The 14,574-nt window shown below is 69.5% G+C and carries 19 protein-coding genes; 8 read left to right on the top strand and 11 right to left on the bottom strand.

Going from position 1 to position 14,574, the window contains the following annotated elements:
- Nucleotides 1-7: 7 nt before the first annotated feature.
- Nucleotides 8-235 carry a hypothetical protein gene (locus tag ACZY1G_RS04170; protein WP_463821668.1) on the bottom strand — a complete coding sequence of 76 codons (228 nt, stop codon included), beginning with the start codon at nucleotides 233-235 and terminating at the stop codon, nucleotides 8-10.
- Between the two features lie 41 nt (nucleotides 236-276).
- On the opposite strand from ACZY1G_RS04170, the gene ACZY1G_RS04165 reads away from it, so the two are divergent.
- Nucleotides 277-1,149 (top strand): 1,4-dihydroxy-2-naphthoate polyprenyltransferase, encoded by an 873-nt coding sequence (locus ACZY1G_RS04165; protein WP_463813758.1) that lies wholly within the window; start codon nucleotides 277-279, stop codon nucleotides 1,147-1,149.
- Here the strand turns inward: ACZY1G_RS04165 and ACZY1G_RS04160 are convergent.
- Nucleotides 1,146-1,571: a Clp protease N-terminal domain-containing protein gene (locus ACZY1G_RS04160; RefSeq protein ID WP_463813757.1), complete on the bottom strand. Its 426-nt coding sequence runs from the start codon at nucleotides 1,569-1,571 to the stop codon at nucleotides 1,146-1,148. The genes ACZY1G_RS04165 and ACZY1G_RS04160 overlap by 4 nt on opposite strands.
- Before the next feature lie 74 nt (nucleotides 1,572-1,645).
- Between ACZY1G_RS04160 and ACZY1G_RS04155 the strand changes: the two genes are divergently transcribed.
- Genes ACZY1G_RS04155 through ACZY1G_RS04130 form a run of 6 tightly spaced genes read left to right on the top strand, consistent with a single transcriptional unit; the run spans nucleotide 1,646 to nucleotide 6,552 of the window.
- Nucleotides 1,646-2,644 carry an AAA family ATPase gene (locus ACZY1G_RS04155; protein ID WP_463821667.1) on the top strand — a complete coding sequence of 333 codons (999 nt, stop codon included), beginning with the start codon at nucleotides 1,646-1,648 and terminating at the stop codon, nucleotides 2,642-2,644.
- A 10-nt stretch (nucleotides 2,645-2,654) separates the two neighbouring features.
- Entirely contained in the window at nucleotides 2,655-3,518 is an 864-nt protein-coding gene (locus ACZY1G_RS04150) for a DUF58 domain-containing protein (RefSeq protein ID WP_463813755.1), read from the top strand.
- Nucleotides 3,508-3,981: a hypothetical protein gene (locus ACZY1G_RS04145; protein WP_463821666.1), complete on the top strand. Its 474-nt coding sequence runs from the start codon at nucleotides 3,508-3,510 to the stop codon at nucleotides 3,979-3,981. The genes ACZY1G_RS04150 and ACZY1G_RS04145 overlap by 11 nt, the downstream gene beginning before the upstream one ends.
- Nucleotides 3,972-4,928: a hypothetical protein gene (locus ACZY1G_RS04140; protein WP_463821665.1), complete on the top strand. Its 957-nt coding sequence runs from the start codon at nucleotides 3,972-3,974 to the stop codon at nucleotides 4,926-4,928. Before ACZY1G_RS04145 ends, ACZY1G_RS04140 begins: the two co-directional genes overlap by 10 nt.
- A complete protein-coding gene (locus tag ACZY1G_RS04135) occupies nucleotides 4,925-5,836 on the top strand; it encodes a vWA domain-containing protein (RefSeq protein ID WP_463813752.1) in 912 nt (303 codons plus the stop codon). Before ACZY1G_RS04140 ends, ACZY1G_RS04135 begins: the two co-directional genes overlap by 4 nt.
- The gene (locus ACZY1G_RS04130; RefSeq protein ID WP_463813751.1) at nucleotides 5,833-6,552 is read left to right on the top strand and encodes a hypothetical protein; all 720 of its coding nucleotides are present in this window, start codon (nucleotides 5,833-5,835) and stop codon (nucleotides 6,550-6,552) included. Before ACZY1G_RS04135 ends, ACZY1G_RS04130 begins: the two co-directional genes overlap by 4 nt.
- Here the strand turns inward: ACZY1G_RS04130 and ACZY1G_RS04125 are convergent.
- Nucleotides 6,549-6,956, bottom strand: coding sequence for an ester cyclase (locus ACZY1G_RS04125; protein ID WP_463813750.1), 408 nt, complete (start codon nucleotides 6,954-6,956; stop codon nucleotides 6,549-6,551). The genes ACZY1G_RS04130 and ACZY1G_RS04125 overlap by 4 nt on opposite strands.
- A gap of 58 nt (nucleotides 6,957-7,014) precedes the next feature.
- A complete protein-coding gene (locus tag ACZY1G_RS04120) occupies nucleotides 7,015-7,332 on the bottom strand; it encodes a DUF4229 domain-containing protein (RefSeq protein WP_463821664.1) in 318 nt (105 codons plus the stop codon).
- A 49-nt stretch (nucleotides 7,333-7,381) separates the two neighbouring features.
- Between ACZY1G_RS04120 and ACZY1G_RS04115 the strand changes: the two genes are divergently transcribed.
- Nucleotides 7,382-7,546: a hypothetical protein gene (locus tag ACZY1G_RS04115; RefSeq protein ID WP_335333415.1), complete on the top strand. Its 165-nt coding sequence runs from the start codon at nucleotides 7,382-7,384 to the stop codon at nucleotides 7,544-7,546.
- A 4-nt stretch (nucleotides 7,547-7,550) separates the two neighbouring features.
- Here the strand turns inward: ACZY1G_RS04115 and ACZY1G_RS04110 are convergent, their stop codons facing one another.
- The 7 genes from ACZY1G_RS04110 to hemL form a co-directional block, all read right to left on the bottom strand.
- Nucleotides 7,551-8,612: a MinD/ParA family ATP-binding protein gene (locus ACZY1G_RS04110; protein WP_463814840.1), complete on the bottom strand. Its 1,062-nt coding sequence runs from the start codon at nucleotides 8,610-8,612 to the stop codon at nucleotides 7,551-7,553.
- A 71-nt stretch (nucleotides 8,613-8,683) separates the two neighbouring features.
- The gene (ccsB, locus tag ACZY1G_RS04105; RefSeq protein WP_463821663.1) at nucleotides 8,684-9,661 is read right to left on the bottom strand and encodes a c-type cytochrome biogenesis protein CcsB; all 978 of its coding nucleotides are present in this window, start codon (nucleotides 9,659-9,661) and stop codon (nucleotides 8,684-8,686) included.
- Nucleotides 9,658-11,193: a cytochrome c biogenesis protein ResB gene (resB, locus tag ACZY1G_RS04100; protein ID WP_463821791.1), complete on the bottom strand. Its 1,536-nt coding sequence runs from the start codon at nucleotides 11,191-11,193 to the stop codon at nucleotides 9,658-9,660. The genes ccsB and resB overlap by 4 nt, the downstream gene beginning before the upstream one ends.
- A gap of 110 nt (nucleotides 11,194-11,303) precedes the next feature.
- Nucleotides 11,304-12,071 carry a cytochrome c biogenesis CcdA family protein gene (locus ACZY1G_RS04095; RefSeq protein WP_463821662.1) on the bottom strand — a complete coding sequence of 256 codons (768 nt, stop codon included), beginning with the start codon at nucleotides 12,069-12,071 and terminating at the stop codon, nucleotides 11,304-11,306.
- The gene (locus ACZY1G_RS04090; protein WP_463821661.1) at nucleotides 12,068-12,649 is read right to left on the bottom strand and encodes a TlpA disulfide reductase family protein; all 582 of its coding nucleotides are present in this window, start codon (nucleotides 12,647-12,649) and stop codon (nucleotides 12,068-12,070) included. The genes ACZY1G_RS04095 and ACZY1G_RS04090 overlap by 4 nt, the downstream gene beginning before the upstream one ends.
- Nucleotides 12,646-13,248 carry a histidine phosphatase family protein gene (locus ACZY1G_RS04085; RefSeq protein WP_463821660.1) on the bottom strand — a complete coding sequence of 201 codons (603 nt, stop codon included), beginning with the start codon at nucleotides 13,246-13,248 and terminating at the stop codon, nucleotides 12,646-12,648. Before ACZY1G_RS04085 ends, ACZY1G_RS04090 begins: the two co-directional genes overlap by 4 nt.
- The gene (hemL, locus tag ACZY1G_RS04080; protein WP_463821659.1) at nucleotides 13,248-14,552 is read right to left on the bottom strand and encodes a glutamate-1-semialdehyde 2,1-aminomutase; all 1,305 of its coding nucleotides are present in this window, start codon (nucleotides 14,550-14,552) and stop codon (nucleotides 13,248-13,250) included. The genes ACZY1G_RS04085 and hemL overlap by 1 nt, the downstream gene beginning before the upstream one ends.
- Nucleotides 14,553-14,574 lie beyond the last annotated feature (22 nt).

The following is a 14,574-nucleotide window of genomic DNA, read 5'->3' as shown; positions in this document are numbered from 1 at the left end:
GTCGGCGCTACTGCTCGTCGGCGTCGACGTCGGTGTCGAGATGGTGCTGCGCCGCGCGGCGCGCACCGTCGCGGATCTCGAAGACGTCCGTCGCGAAACCGCCGATCGCGTTCGCGACATCGCGGACCGCGGTGGTGATGATCGAGGCGACCTCGCCGACTGCCGTCGCGCCAGCACCGACGATCTCCTGCACCACGTCCTTGCTGATCTCGCCCTTGCTGAGTCGGTCGTCCATGCGCTCAGTCTGCCACGGCCCGCACCTGCAAGACTGACCTCGTGGCGACATTCGGGCAATGGGTGGAAGGGGCACGTCCGCGGACTCTGCCCAACGCCGTCGCACCCGTGATCGCCGGTACCGGCGCCGCCGCATGGCTGGACGCGGCGTCGTGGTGGAAAGCGTTGCTGGCGTTGCTCGTCGCGGTCGGGATGATCGTCGGGGTCAACTACGCCAACGACTACTCCGACGGCATCCGCGGCACCGACGACGTACGGGCAGGCCCGCTGCGGCTGGTCGGCTCCAAGCTCGCGGCGCCGCGCACGGTCCTGCTCGCCGCCATGGTCAGCCTGGCCGTGGGGGCGATCGCCGGGCTGGCGCTGGCGTGGTTCTCCGCGCCGTGGCTGATCGCGGTCGGAGCGGTCTGCATCGCCGGCGCGTGGCTCTACACCGGAGGGTCCAAGCCGTACGGCTATCTCGGTTTCGGCGAGATAGCGGTGTTCGTGTTCTTCGGACTGGTCGCTGTGCTGGGCACCCAGTTCACGCAGGCGCTGCGGGTCGACTGGGTAGGCGCCGCGGCGGCCGTCGCGATGGGGTGTCTGTCCTCAGCCGTTCTGGTGGCCAACAACCTGCGCGACATCCCGACGGACTCACAGACCGGCAAGATCACCCTCGCGGTCCGCCTCGGCGACGCCCGGACGCGGGTGCTGTACCAGGCGCTGCTGATGGTCTGGATCGTGCTCACGCTGGTGCTGTGTTTCATCGCGACACCGGCGTGCGGGGCTGGGTTCCTCGCGACTCCGCTGGCCGTGCGCGCGTCCCGGCCCGTGCGTGCCGGACTGGGCGGCCGGGACCTGATCCCCGTGCTGCGCGACACCGGTCTGACGATGCTGGTGTGGGCGATCCTGGTGGCCGCCGCACTCGCGTTCGGCTAACGCGAGGTCAGCTCCCACACCCGCAGGGTCAGCCTCTCGAACTCTGCGTTGTCGCGGAGGTAGGCGAGCACCGTGCTGTCGCGGCGCAGCATCAGCGCCAGGAAGATCCCCGCACAGCTGACGCGGCCACCGTGATGCGAACGCGCGATCCGGAGGACTTGTTTGGCGCGGCGCGAGAAGACCGGTGCGTCGACGACGGGGTCCCCGGGCCGACCCGGGAGGATGCGGCGGGTCGCGGTGTCGGCGGTCAATCCGTAGGGCGCTAGCAACGCCGCGAGTTCACCGTCAGCGTGGCGCAGCAGCCCGGCCAACAGGTGCTCGCTGGTGATCTCCGCGGCGTTGTGCGCGCGGGCGGCATCGGTCGCCGCGGCGATCGCCGCCACGCCGTCCTCGGTGAAGTGTGCAGAGACCCCCTCGGGCACGTTCACCAGGATAAAGGGGCTGCCCAGCGTCCGGTCCGGTTTGCCCCCTCCATGGCCGTGGTACACAAGGCGGGATGACTGCTGCCCCCGTTCCGCGCGAATCCGAGGCCCAGCGAGTCGTGTCGGCGCTGTCGGCGGCGTTCTCCGCCAAGGTGGTCGGCCAGGAACACCTCCGGGAATCCCTGCTGATCGGGTTGCTGACGGGCGGCCACGTGCTCCTCGAGAGCGTGCCCGGGCTGGCCAAGACGACCGCGGCCCGTGTCATCGCCGAATCGATCGACGGGCAGTTCCGCCGCATCCAATGCACCCCCGACCTGCTGCCCAGCGACATCATCGGCACCCAGATCTACGACGCGTCGGCTCGGGGTGGGGCGGCATTCGTCACCCAACTCGGTCCCGTCCACGCCAACGTGGTGCTGCTCGACGAGATCAACCGTTCCAGCGCCAAGACCCAGAGCGCGATGCTGGAGGCGATGGAGGAGAGACAGACCACCATCGCCGGCACGGTGTATCCGATCGATGAACCGTTCCTGGTCATCGCCACCCAGAACCCCGTCGACCAGGAAGGCACCTACGCGCTCTCGGAGGCGCAGACCGACCGGTTCCTGATCAAGGAGATCGTCCGCTATCCCTCGCCCGAAGAAGAGGTCGAGGTGTTGATCCGCCGTGACACCGGGCTCTACGACCGCGGACACCGCACCCGTCCCGTCGCCACGCTCGACGACATCCGAGCAGTCCAGCGCTTCGCGGGCGAGATCTACCTGAGCCGGGATCTGATGCTCTACGCGAGCCGCCTGGTAGGCGTCACCCGCGACGCCGAGAAATACCTGCCCTCGCATGTGGCCCGCGTCGTCGAGTACGGCGCGAGCCCGCGCGCCACCATCGCGCTGTGCACCGCGGCGCGTGCGTTGGCGCTGCTGTCCGGACGCACCCATGTCCTGCCCGGCGACATCGCCGATCTGGCGCACCGCGTCCTGCAGCACCGGTTGATCCTGAGCTTCGAAGCGGCCAGCACGGGCGTGACGCCCGGCCGCGTGATCGACGCGGCGCTGGCCGCGGTGCGGGTGCCCTAGCGGGGCGGCCGTGGGCAAGTATCTCAACAGGGTCCGGTCGCTGTTCGGCGGCGACACCCGCGGCATGCTCGACGGAGGTCGCCACGCACTGCTGCACACCCGAACCCTGGAATTCGACGAACTGCGGCCTTACGTTCCGGGTGACGACGTCCGGGACATCGACTGGAAGGCATCGGCGCGCTCCGGCGACGTCCTGATCAAGCGCTTCGTCTCCGAGAAGCATCACAAGGTGCTGCTCGTGGTCGACACCGGCCGCGACATGACCGCCCGCACCCCGAGCGGAGAAGCCAAGAGCGACATCGCCGGGCTCATCGTCGGCGCGATCGGGCTGATCACTCTGGGCCGTTCCGACGAGATCGGCATGGTGTTCGGCGACGCCCGCGGCAGCGTGAACATCCGGATGCGCCGCGGTGAGACGCACATCGAGAGCATGCTGCACCGCTTCCACGACGCCGGCAGTGACCGCGCGGAAAGCGATATCGGATGCCAATTGCAGTACGTGGCAACACATTATCGACATCCGATGCTGATCGTCGTCGTTTCCGACGAACCCGACGTCGACGACCGGCTCACCGACGTTGTCGGCCGCCTGGCCGCCCGGCACGACCTGCTCTGGGCCATGGTCGCCGACCGCTCACCGACAGAGGTGGGCCGCAACGGCGGCTACGACGTGGGGACCGGTCGACCCGTCCTCGCAACGGCCGCTGCCGACCCCCGTGTGGTTGCGGCCTACGAGCGTGCCGAACATCGCCGCCGGCAACGCCTTTCACAGATGCTGGCCGAACACGGGATCGCCCACGCGATCGTGCCGAGCAGTGCCGAGTTGCGGCAGCGCATAGCCCAACTGACCAGGATGCCTTCCCGTGCCGGATGACCTTCTACGCTTCGTCAGCGGACCGCCCGGCTACTCACTGTGGTGGCTCCTGCTGGCCGTGGCACTGATCGTGGCCGTATTGGGCTGGTATGCAGCCATTGTCGTGGCAACCCTGCCGTCGCGGCGACTGCGCACGATGCCGGTGGTGCGTGACGCCCACGCACGTCTGCTGCGGAGGCGGTTCGCAGGACGTGTCCGAACCATCCTGCGCCAGCACCGGGCGGGTGAGCTCACCGACGTCGCCGCCAGTACCGCGCTGAGCCGGACGCTGCGCAGCTTCCTGCACCAGGCCACGGGCCGGCGCGTCCAGTACATGCAGCTCAAAGACATCGCCGCAAGCGATCTCGCGGCGGCAGCGCCGGTCCTCGCAGCGCTCGGTGACGCGCAGTTCAGCGTCGCCCCCACAGCCGACATCGACACGCTCGGGGCCGACACCGAGGGTGTGATCCGCTCATGGGTCTGACCTGGTGGGCCGTGCCCGTCCTCGGGGCGGTCACGTTGGCCCTCGTCGTCGCCGCCGCCCTGCTGCTCCCGAACCCGAAGGCGGCGCAACGACGAGAACCCCTGGCGCACACCGTCCGTCTCACGCGGCTCCCCGAGTACCGGGCCGTCGTGCGGCGGCAGACCAGGGCGACGGCGATCGCCGTGGCGCTCCTCGTCCTCCTGTTCGCAACCGCGATCCTGGCGACCGCCCGACCGACCGCAGCGGTCGACGCCGGCACCGGACCGCGCGACGACATCATGCTCTGTGTCGGCCAACCCGCCACCGATCCGGCGACCGGACAATTCCTCGGGTACTTCGCGCGCCAGACGTTGACCTTCGGCACCCAGCGCATCGGACTCACCTCCACCGACCGCCGGCTCGTTCCCCTGACCCGCGACTACCAATACGCCGCAGGCAGATTCGGCGAGTACGCCGAAGCCGGCCGGGTGCAGGACACACCACGGCTGGAATCCTTCACCGGCGCAGTCGACTACGCCGACTACGCACCGACCGTCGCCGACGTTTTGTCGCTGTGCCTGACCGGATTCCCCGGATTCGAGGCGCCGGGCGACACCCGTCGCTCGCTGATCTACCTCGGGCCGGGATCGTTGCGAGCACCCGGCGATGACAGACCGTCGTTGTTCACCGACGAGCAGGTGATCGACATGGCCCGCCGAGGTGACATCGAGATCAACGCGGTCGCCACCGCGGGGCATCAGACCGATGACCTCGCCGACATCGCCCGATCCAGCGGCGGCTCGTTCGTCCGGTTCGACACGGCCACCCTCGACGGCGAGCTCGACGCCATCCGCGCCGGCGCCCCGGGCGAGGCCGACCAGCGACGCGACTCCCCGACCGTGGTCCTCGTCGCCGGCCTCGCGCTGGCCGGGCTGCTCGGCGTCTCTTTGATGGCGGTGCGGCGATGACCTTCGAACCCGTACTGCCACCCCTGGTCCTGGCCGCAGTCGCCGCCGTGCTGCTACTCCTGCGCGGGCTGTCGGCGTGGCCGGCGCTGAAGGCCGGAGGGTGGGCCCCGCTGCGGTGGTGCGCCATGACGCTGGCCGTGGCACTGCTCCTGCTGGCTGCCGCGCGCCCGGCGAGCGGCCTGCGCGCCGAGGTGCGCACGGCCTCGTCCGCGCGAGGAGGCGAGAACATCTACCTCGTCGTCGACCGCTCCGCCGATTCGGCCCTCCCGGACGTCGATGGCCGACCCCGCATGTCGGGCATCCGTGACGACATCCGGGCTGTTACCGACGCCCACCCCGACGCGCGGTTCGCGCTGATCTCGTTCGCCGCCCGACCCGCCGTCGACTGGCCGCTGTCGGCGGACACCTGGAGTCTGCGTCCCGTCGTCGCCGCGCTGGACCCGGAGCCCGGTGACAGCGTCGACCAGGTCAACGCCGCGGCTGCGGCCACGGTGCTGCGCTATCAACTGATCTCGGCGGCCCAGCAGTACCCCGGTTCCGACAGCCTCGTCTACTACTTCGGTTCGGGCGCACCGCAATCCACCGCCCCCCAGGGCCAGTTCGACGTGGGACGGATCGAGGGCGGTCAGGTGTTCGGTTACGGCTCCGACCCTCTCGGCGAGCAGCGGCTGCGCGGAATCGCCGAGCAACTCGGCGTCGGCTTCTCGGCACGCGCGCCCGGTCAACCGCTCCCGACGACGGCCGAGCCCACCGACTACCCACCCGCGGCCGGCGTGGCCGGGGAGCGGCGCGACGAGCTCTACTGGCTGCTCACGCTCGTCGCCTCAGGCCTGCTGCTCGTCGAGATCGGCTGGTCGATCAGGGATCTGCGACGAGCCCGGTCGACGGCACGGGAGGTGCTGACGTGACCGGCGCCGCGCGACCGGCGCGGCTGCTGCGGCGGCGTCGCCTCATACTGCTGTCGGCGCTGCCCGCCGCTCTCGCTCTGGCGATCGCCGGTGCGCTGATCGCGGTCGTCCTCTCCGGACGTTCCGCGCAGGAGAACTATGCCTCGGGTGCCACTGGGGAGCTGGCCGACGATGTTGCAGTGCTGCAGAGGTTCGGCGTGATCCAACCGGCGAGCACCCACTTCGCCGCGGGCACCCTCGCCGTCCTGCAGGACCGTCTCGGCGATGCCGACCGCGAGTTCTCACAGTCGCTGGCCCGCACCACCGCCGACCGGTCATGCCCGGTCCGGGTGAACCTCGAGCTCGTGCGGGAACGGCAAGGCGATGTGGCCGCGTGGGAGGCCCGACTCGACGATGCCCGCGAGCGCTATGCCAGCGCGCTGGGAGTCATCGACGACGCCCCGCCGAACTGCTTCACCGGCAACGACGATCCCGACGCCGATCGACGAGCGGTGAGGGAGGACGCCGCGGCACGCATCGCGGCCAAATTGCAGAACCTGGGTGCGGTCGCACCCCTGGCCCCTCCTCCGCCTCCGCCGCCGGCCGCCGCGGCAGCACCACCCCCGGTGGGGGCCGGCCCGCAGGAGCAGTCGCCGCAGACACGTCGTCTCGATCCCGGTCAGGGCGATCCCCTCGAGGCACTGCAGCGCCTCCTCACCGACGCCGCTCCCCGCTAAGCGGGCACTGTCACCGACCAGCACTCCACGATTTTGCCGTCGGCGATCCGAAGGATGTCGTTGCCGGTGAAGCGGGCCGGACCGGACCGGGTGGCCCCGGTCGCGATCCACCGTGCTGCGACCATGTCACCATCGACGAGCGGACCGACGTCGATGACGTACTGCAACTCGCGCAGCCGCATACGCGTGTCGTCGACGATCGTCTGCAGTTGATCCGGCCCGTTCACGTCGTAGGTGGGCCAGTGGCCCACGAAATCAACGGACACCAACTCGGCGGCGACGATCTTGCCCGACCACAACTCCCTGACCCACCGCTGGTACAACTCCGATGCAGCACCCCGCGCGTCGCCCAGTCCAGGCGTGCCCGGCTCTGGGTGACCGGACACGAGATCGCGCTCACTCATTCGACGCGGTTACCCATCGCTTCCAGGACTACTCCGCGCAGAGCGGACGGCCGGCCAATCAGCTCGCCGCAGGTCCGGACTGGTCGTCGCCCCGAAGCCGGGCCTGCAGCTGCGCGCGCTCGGTGCGGCGACGTTCGTCGAACACGGCGATGCTCTCGGTGGCCCGCCGACGCAGCGGGGCGAACAACCAGATGCCCAGTGGCAGGGCGATCACGATCGCGAACATCAGCGCCACCACCACCGGGAAGTCACGCAGCCCGATCAGCGCGCCGATACCGAGGATGACCGCGGTGACCACGACGACGAGAACGAGGCGGGCTGCCACGTACGCCGCGACGTCGAGCAGCAGACGGGATCGGGGCCGTTCGTCAGACACGATCCGAGCCTACCGAGGGCGCGTATATTGACAGGAAGGAGGTTTCTTCGTGGCCTATTTGCTCCTGATTCTCGTGCTGGCCGCACTGGTCTACGTCGGTTGGCGGGTGGCCCGAATGTCTGGCCAGCGCTCGCGCACGCGGGTCATCGGACCCGACGACGATCCAGACTTCTTGCGGCGCATCACCCCGCGGGACGACAAACCCCGGTCGTGATCAGCTAGCCGGGCGCCGCTTGCCGCGCGCCCGGAAAACCTTGTGCCACAGTCGCCGCTAACTCCAACAGCGCTTCCGAGGTCGCCGGACGCAACCGCTCGAGGTCGACTTCGGCGCCCTCCTCCAGATGCGGATCGAACGGCACCTGGCAGACCGCCCGGCACCGCCGGGTGAAGTGGTCGACGACCTTGTCGAGGTCGACTTTCCTGTCGCTGCGCCGAGACCGAGGCCGCACCCCGTTGATCACGGCGATCGAGGTGCGCACCAGATCTTCTCGTCCGTGCGCCTCGAGCCAGTCCAGCGTTGCCGAGGCGCTGCGCGACCCGTCCACCGAACCGGAACTGATCACCACCAACGAGTCGGCCTTGTCGAGCACGGCCGACATCGCCGAATGCAGCATCCCTGTGCCGCAGTCGGTGAGCACCACGCTGTAGAACCGCTCCAGTACGTCGAGCGTCCGCCCGTAGTCTTCGGCGCTGAACGCCTCGGACACCGCCGGATCACTCTCCGATGCCAGCACCTCCAGGCGGCTCGCGCCCTGCGAGGTGTACTGCCGCACATCGCTATAGGAGTCGATGCCCTCGATGTCGCGCAGCAGGTGCCGCACCGTCGCGGCGGTCTCCACCGGCACCTTCTGGCTCAACGTTCCCCGGTCCGGATTCGCGTCCACCGCGACCACCCGGTCACCTCGAGTGCTCGCGAACGTCGCGCCGAGTGTCGCGGTGATCGTCGTCTTGCCCACCCCGCCCTTCTGCGACAGCATGGCGATCCGGTAGCAGCCGCGCAGTGGCGTCTGAACCTGCGCGACCAACTGGGCGTGCCGCTGAGCGCGGGGGCTCTCCCCCGCGTCCACGAGACCACCGGAACCGCGGTAAAGCCACTTCCGCCATCCCGCCGTCGGACCCTTGCGGGCCTTGCCTAACAACGCGACCGTCGACAGGTCGAGGTACGGCGGCGGATCGGCCACCTCTGCGCTGGGCGGTTCCACTGCGGGATCGACGACCATCACCCTCGGAAGACCTCGGGGCGGCGTCGGCGCCGTCCACTCCGCGGGCACCTCGGCCATCGGGTCGGAAAATCGGTGCTGCGCGCGAAAGCTCCCCGGTGTGTCCGTCACCAACCGCTCTCTCCTCTTTCTCAGCCGACCCCGGCGTAGGAGTGCAATCCGACCGTCACCAGGTTGATGAAGAACAGGTTGAACACCATCGCGACGAACCCCACGACGTTGATCCATGCCGCCTTGCGGTCCCGCCAGCCGGCCGTCGACCGCGCATGCAGATACGCCGCGTAGACGACCCACGCGATGAACGACACCGTCTCCTTCGGGTCCCAGCCCCAGTAGCGGCCCCACGCCTCCTCGGCCCAGATCGCGCCGAAGATCACGCCGAACCCGAAGATCGGGAACGCGAAGATCGTGGTGCGGTAGGCGATGCGGTCGAGCGTCTGCGCGTCGGGCAGCCGCTCCACGATGCGGCCCAGCGCATCCGTGCGCCCGGCATCTCCGAGGGGGGACATCTTCAGCAGGAACAGAATGCTCGCCACGCCGGCGACCAGGAACACCCCGGAGCCGAGGCTGACGACCGACACGTGGATGGGCAGCCAGTAGGACTGCAGCGCAGGCATCACGGGGGCGGCGTGGGAGTACAGCCACTTGCCCGACACGGTCAACAGGATCAGCACCGGCACCAGCACGAACACCCACAGCGACCGGTACTGCGGTTTGCGCAGAACCACCGCACCCGCGACCAGACCGCAGAAGCTGGTCAGGTTGATGAACTCGTACATGTTGCCCCACGGCACGCGCGCCGTGGACAGCCCGCGCAGCACGATGCAGGCCAGCAGCAACCCGATGCCGACGTACACCAGCGCCAGGCCCGCCGAACCGATCCGCTCGTCGAACGGCCGCCGCGGCGCGTCGAACACACGCCCGGGTGCCGAGCTGTCCCCGGCCACCGACCCCGCGGCCACGAGGTCGCGGTGCTCGACCCGGCGACCGCGGCTGTACGCCAGTTCGACGGCGAGCAGCAGCAACGCCGCCACGAGCACGACGATCGACGACGTGAACGCCCAGTCGGAATAGCGGGCCAGCCCTATGTCGATGTGGGTGCTGTTCATGCCCGATCCGCTTCCTTCTCCGTGGTGCTCCCGGCGCTGCGCTCCGCAGCGGAGAGCAGTGTGGCGGTGAGGCGTTCGAACTCGTCGCCCCAGCCCGAGTTGTCGGTGCGCGCCAGCCCGCCGAGCTCGACGTTCACCGTACCCGCCGGTCCCGACGTCAGGCGCACCCAGACGCGGCGACGGCGCACGACCAGCGAGACGATCAGCCCACCCATCATCGTCATCGCGAACACCAGCACCCAGACCTGGGCGGGATCGTGGGAGACCTGCAGATTGACGAACGGCACCGCGCCGTCGAAGCGCACGATCGTGCCGTCGGGCAGCCGGGTGTCCTGACCTGCGCTCAGATTGACGCGCGCGACTTTGGTCAGCCGGCCCTGGTCGATCATCCGTGGGTCCAGCGAGAACAACGACTGCGGCCGGCCGGTGTCCAGGCCGGTGTCGCCCTTGTAGATGTCGACGGCGACCGCCGGGTCGTTGAGCGCCGGGAACCGCGAGGACAGCAGCGTGCCGTCGAGCTGCTCCGTCGGGGCGAACAAACCCTGGATGGCGATCTGGTTCTTGCGCCGCTCCCGCTCGTCGGAGTACGTCCCGCCCGGCGGATCGAAACGCATCGCGCCCGACGAGAGGAACGTGATCTGGTCCTCGGGCCGCCACTGCAGCGTCTGCGTGCGGGTCTGGCCGTCGGGGAACGTGACGCTGAACGTGGGTGCGTAGCCATGACCCTGGAGGTAGACGCGATCCCCGCCGACGCGCAGTGGCTCGTTGACCTTCAACAGGTAGGGCCGCCAGGTGCCCGACGTCAGGTCCCCACCGGCCTGGTACTCGATGTCGGCGGCGAACGACGTGGCCTGCCCGTTGGGCATGTAGTCGGCACGGAAATCGTTGACGCGCATGCAGATCGGATAGAGCGAGGTGCCGTCGACCGTGTTGCCCGCGCGGAAGGAGTCGAACGCGGCAGGCGACGCCGAGCAGAAGCCCGGGCCGCCGTCTGCGACCACGATGACGTTGCCCTCGTAGCTGAACAGCTTGCCGGCCGCGACCGCGACGAGCAGGCCAAGGAGCGAGAAGTGGAACACGATGTTCCCGAACTCGCGCAGATAGCCCTTCTCCGCCGAGATCTCTGTCGATTGGCCCTCGCTGCGCGTGAACCGCCGCCACCCCGACAGCTGCTGGTCCATCGCGTCGGCCACCGCGGTGATGTCCCCGTCGACCTGCGCGGTGTGGTGCTTGGGCAGCCGGCCCAGGTTGCGCGGGGCGGCCACCGGGTCGGCGCGCAGACTCCGCAAGTGTTCGCCCAGCCGCGGCGTCAGACAGCCCACCAGCGAGACGAACAGCAGCACGTAGATCGCGGTGAACCAGAAGCTGGAGAACACGTCGAAGGCCTGCACGCGATCGAGCCACGGCCCGATCGTCGGGTGCTCGGCCAGGTATTCGGCGACCTTGGTCTCGTTGAGGCTGCGCTGCGGCAGCAACGCCCCCGGGATCGCGCCGAGCGCGAGCAGGAACAGCAGCACCAGCGCGGTGCCCATGGACGTCAGCGTCCGCCAGGTGTTGCGAATCAGCGCGAACAGACGCGAACTCGGCCTTTTGGGGCCCGGATCGGCCGACTTCGCGTCTGCTCGCGCAGAGGAGGTGACCATCAGATCGGGAGCCTCACGTCGCTGACGACCGCGTCGCGCACCCAGGACACGAACTCGCCCCACAGGCCGGTGACCAGCGCGATGCCCACCAGGATCAACAGCACGCCCCCGAAGATCTGGATGGCGCGGGTGTGGCGGCGCAACCAGCCCAGCCCGCTGACCGCACGGGCCGAACCGAACGCCAGCAGCACGAACGGGATACCCAGCCCCAGGCAGTAGGCGATGACCAGCACCACGCCGCGCGCGACATTGCTGCCCTCGGTCGCCGAGGCCACCGCGATCACCCCGGTCAACGTCGGCCCCAGGCACGGCGTCCACCCCAGCGCGAACACCGCACCGAGCAGCGGAGCGCCACCCAGCGTGGAGATCTGCCGCGGGGTGAACCGGGTGTCGCGCTGCAGCGCGGGCACCAGCCCGACGAACACGAGCCCCATCAGAATCGTGACGACCCCGCCGAGGCGTTGCAGCAGAACCTCGTTGGTGATCAGCGTCGTCGTCATCCCCAGCACCGCGACGGTCCCGAGGAGGAACACCGCGGTGAACCCGGCGACGAACAACGCCGCCGCGCCGGCGACCCGCAGGCGCGCCCCGCGCACCCTCACCGACGCCGGGGAGTCCTCGACACCGACGACAGCGGCCAGATACGACACATAACCCGGCACCAGCGGTACGACACACGGCGAGGCGAAGGACACCACGCCGGCCAGCACGCTGACCGCGATCGCGATCAGAAGCGGCCCGCTCGAGGCGATCTCGGCGACGTTCACGTCTCGGCCGCCAACCGCTCGACGACCGGCTGCAGGTCGCTGGCCAGCAGCTCCCGCAGGAACACCGCGGCGACCCTGTGCTGTCGGTCGAGCACCACCGTGGACGGGATCACCGTGGTCGGGTAGCGCCCGCCGAAGGCGATCAGGGTGCGCATCGCGGGGTCGTAGATGGACGGGAACGTCACACCGCGGTCGACGATGAAATCACGTGCCGCGTCGATGTTGTTGTCGCGCACATCGATTCCGAGGAACGCGACGCCGCGGTCCTTGGTCGCCAGATACACCTTCTCGAGCTCGGTGATCTCGGTGCGGCACGGCCCGCACCACTGGCCCCACACGTTGAGCACGACGACTCTGTCCTTGAAATCGTTCAGCGACAACGTCTTGCTCGTGTCCATCAGGTCGGGGCCCGACACCGGGCCGGGTGTACCGCGGTCGGCGGGCGGATCGTAGACGATGTCCGTTTTGCCGCCAGGAGCGACGAACTCGAAGCTGCCCCCTTGCGCGACGGCGTCGCTGCCGGTCGAGCATCCCGCGAGCACGACCGCCGCCATCAGCAGGGCAACCAGGCGCTTCACTGCCCGGCCAGCTCCGCGTACCCCCAGCCCACGCAGGCATCGTCGTGGAAGTAGAACGACGTGACCGACGCGAGGTTGCACATACGCCGGGTCGGGAAATGGTGCAGCGCTTTGTCGGTCATCGCTCGGCGCAGCGTCTCGACCGGCAATTGATGGCTGACGCAGACGGCCTCGTGACCGACAGCGGCATCTTTCGCGCGTCGCACCGCCCTGGTCATCCGCGCGGCGATCTCCGTGTACGGCTCCCCCCACGACGGGGTACGCGGATTGCGCAGGTGCCACCAATTGCGGGGATCGCGCAGCGCACCGTCACCGGGAGAAACCTTCTGGCCCTGGAACACGTTGGCCGACTCGATCAGCTCCTCGTCGGTGCCGACAGGCAGGCCGTGCTCGGCGGCGATCGGTGCGGCGGTCTCCTGTGCCCGCTCCAGCGGTGAGGCGACGACATAGGTGATGTCTCGGGTGCCGAGCCATTCCGCGACGCGCCGCGCCTGCGCCCGGCCCCGCTCGGAGAGGTGGTAGTCGGGTAGCCGGCCGTAGAGGATCTTCTCCGGGTTGTGCACCTCGCCGTGGCGCATCACGTGGACGACGGTCTTCATCACGGGCGACTCACCTGAGCTGCGGCGCCGGCCGCCACGGGCAGCGCTTTTTCGATCGCTTCGAAGGCGTCGTCATCGAGAGCCGTTGAGACGAACCAGCATTCGAAAGCGCTGGGCGGTGGGTACACGCCCGCGTCGAGGAGTGCGTGGAAGAACGCCGGGAACCGCCACGTCTCGGTGGCCTTCGCCGACGCGAAGTCGGTGATCGGATCGGCGTCGCCGAAGAACACGCTGAACATGTTGCCGGCGCGCGGAATCTGGTGCGGGACGCCCGCTTCGGTCAACGCGGCGCCGATGAGACCGATCAGCCGGTCGGCGTTCGCGTCGAGCGTGGCGTAGACGGCGTCGTCGGCAGCACGCAACGTAGCCAGCCCCGCGGCCATCGCGACCGGGTTCCCCGACAGCGTGCCCGCCTGATAGACCGGGCCCAGCGGGGCCAGCCGGCCCATGACCTCGGCGCGTCCGCCGAACGCCGCCGCAGGCAACCCGCCGCTCATCACCTTGCCGAAGGCGAACAGGTCGGCGTCGACCGGATCGAGGCCGTACCAGCCCGACCGGCTGACCCGGAACCCCGTCATCACCTCGTCGCTGATCAACAGCGCGCCGTGCGCGGCGGTGATACGGCGCAGCGCGGCGTTGAAGCCGGGCAGCGGCGGGACGGTGCCCATGTTGCCGGGGCTCGCCTCGGTGATCACGCAGGCGATCTCGTCACCGAAGCGGGCGAAGACGTCCTCGACCGCGGCGACGTTGTTGTAGGGCAGCACGACCGTGTCGGCGGCGGCCGCACCCGTCACTCCCGGCGAGGACGGCAGGCCGAGCGTCGCGACGCCGGACCCGGCGTCGGCGAGCAGCGCGTCGCTGTGGCCGTGGTAGCACCCGGAGAACTTGATGATCTTCGCCCGGCCCGTGAATCCGCGCGCCAACCGGATCGCGCTCATCGTCGCCTCGGTGCCGGAGTTGACCAGCCGCAGCCGCTCCACAGGCGCCACGCGGTCGACGATCTCGCGCGCCAGCTCGGATTCCGACGGCGTGGGCGCCCCGAACGACAACCCGTCGGCAGCGGCGCGTTGCACGGCCTCGACGACGGCGGGGTGGGCGTGGCCGAGGATCATCGGGCCCCACGAGCACACCAGGTCGGCGTATCGGTTGCCGTCGGCGTCGGTCAGCCAGCAGCCCTGGGCCGACGTGATGAACCGCGGGGTGCCCCCGACGGAGTTGAAGGCACGCACCGGCGAGTTCACGCCACCGGGGATGACCGAGGCGGCATCGGCGAAGAGCTTCGCGGAGACGTCGGTACTGCTCATGGCACCAGTGTCCCAGCCGGGT

It is taken from the genome of Mycobacterium sp. IDUB_5 (assembly GCF_055419565.1).
Note: the sequence above shows the minus strand (reverse complement) of the source record. Positions and strands in the feature narration are given on the sequence as shown.